The sequence below is a fragment of the Streptococcus pseudopneumoniae genome, from assembly GCF_001076775.1.
Taxonomy (GTDB): Bacteria; Bacillota; Bacilli; order Lactobacillales; family Streptococcaceae; genus Streptococcus; species Streptococcus pseudopneumoniae_G.
Window position 1 is genome coordinate 1 of record NZ_JVGV01000002.1, and the last position, 1,845, is coordinate 1,845.

Here is a 1,845-nt window from a genome sequence, read left to right on the forward strand (position 1 = left end):
GGGTAGACCTTATGGAATTTGGTATTTAGGCGGTAAATCTGACTTAAATTTCATTCAATTCACTTTTAACGAGAACATACCGACCGACCGAGATATTGGAGATATTCGTGTGAGCGCTATCTCATACTTGACAGATGAGCCTTGGCCTACGAAATTGCCATAATAGAAAGGAAAACAATATGATTAACTGGAAACTACGACTAGAAAATAAAACCTTTTACCTGTCTGCTATCCCAGCCTTCTTACTTCTCTTGCAAGCTGGTGCAGCAGTCTTTGGATATCATCTGGATTTAGGTGATATCGGCAACAAGTTGATTCTGCTTGTTAATGCGGTATTCGTGTTCTTGACTGCTATCGGTCTGGTCAACGACCCAACGACTAGCGGAATCACAGACAGCACAAGAGCGCTAGAATACAAGAAACCAAGTGAGGAGTAGGTATGTCTAAAAAACAAGAAATGATTCAATTCTTCATCGACAAGGCCAATTCTGGCGATGGAGTGGACCAGGATAATGCTTTCGGGATGCAATGCGCGGATGTTCCGTGCTATGCTTTTAAAAATTGGTACGGTGTGACTCTCTGGGGCAACGCTTATGACTTGCTTGAATCGGCACGTTCACAAGGCTTGAAAGTCGTGTATGATGCCGAATATCCAAAGGCTGGTTGGTTCTTCGTGAAATCATACGTAGCTAGCGATGGTGTCAACTATGGCCATACTGGTCTTGTCTATGAAGACTCAGATGGCTCTACAATCAAGACGATTGAGCAGAACATCGATGGAAACTGGGACTACTTGGAAGTAGGCGGCCCTTGTCGCTACAACGAGCGTTCTGTAAGTGAAATCGTTGGGTATATTGTACCTCCCGAAGAAGTCGAAATCGGCTGGCAACAGAACCAATATGGTTGGTGGTGGGTTCGTGAAGATGGCTCATACCCAACTGAAAAATGGGAGAAAATCAATGACGCTTGGTACTATTTCGATGATAAAGGATTCATGAAGCGGAGTACCTGGTTGAACTATAACGAAGCTTGGTACTGGTTCACGGATTCAGGCTCTATGGCCACTGGATGGGCTCGTATCAATAATGCTTGGTATTACTTCGACGAAGAAGGTAAGATGGTCACTGGTTGGATTAAGCATAAGCTGACTTGGTACTATCTTGACGCTAAAGAAGGTGCCATGCTATCAAACGCCTTTATCCAGTCAGCAGACGGCACAGGCTGGTACTACATCAAACCAGACGGAACACTGGCAGATAAGCCAGAATTTACAGTAGAGCCTGATGGCTTGATTACGACTAAATAATCTTAAAAATAAATAGAAAGGAAACTTTCTAAACTGTTCTTTCTACCGCAGGCTCAGGCTTGCGGTTTTTTTGTTTGTCTAGAAGTGACTTGTTGACATCAACAAATAGCTTTATAAAGCCCTTAGTTGCCAGTTTTGTTGACGTTAACAAAATTGGAGTTTGTATTTCTATTTTGCAAAACACGCATTTTGAACGATTAGAAACTAAAATCTAAATCCTATTGTTCAAAAAAACGTTTTCTTGAAGAATAGGAAGAGGAAATCGTGGTGTATTATTGTCAAAAATGCCATTTTGTTAATAATGCCTTCTTTTTCTTTTTTTGATTATTGTCAAAAACGGTGTTTTGTTAATAATAATATTTTTGATGAAGATTTTTTGAAATTTAAATAGGAATTTGTGGTATAATGCAAGTAGATTTTAATACAGGATTGAGCCGTGATTTACGCCATTTTTTGGGAAAACATGACTTAAAACAGACCCTAAAGTCACTATGAGTTGATTTAACAATCTTTCTAAGACTCCCACCGGCTCCATTATT

At 40.3% G+C, this 1,845-nt stretch carries 2 protein-coding genes; both read left to right on the forward strand.

Going from position 1 to position 1,845, the window contains the following annotated elements:
- The first annotated feature begins 179 nt into the window (after window positions 1-179).
- Window positions 180-437, forward strand: coding sequence for a phage holin (locus ADJ60_RS00010; RefSeq protein WP_049542507.1), 258 nt, complete (start codon window positions 180-182; stop codon window positions 435-437).
- A gap of 2 nt (window positions 438-439) precedes the next feature.
- Window positions 440-1,306 (forward strand): CHAP domain-containing protein, encoded by an 867-nt coding sequence (locus ADJ60_RS11880; RefSeq protein ID WP_049542510.1) that lies wholly within the window; start codon window positions 440-442, stop codon window positions 1,304-1,306.
- The last annotated feature ends 539 nt before the right edge of the window (window positions 1,307-1,845 follow it).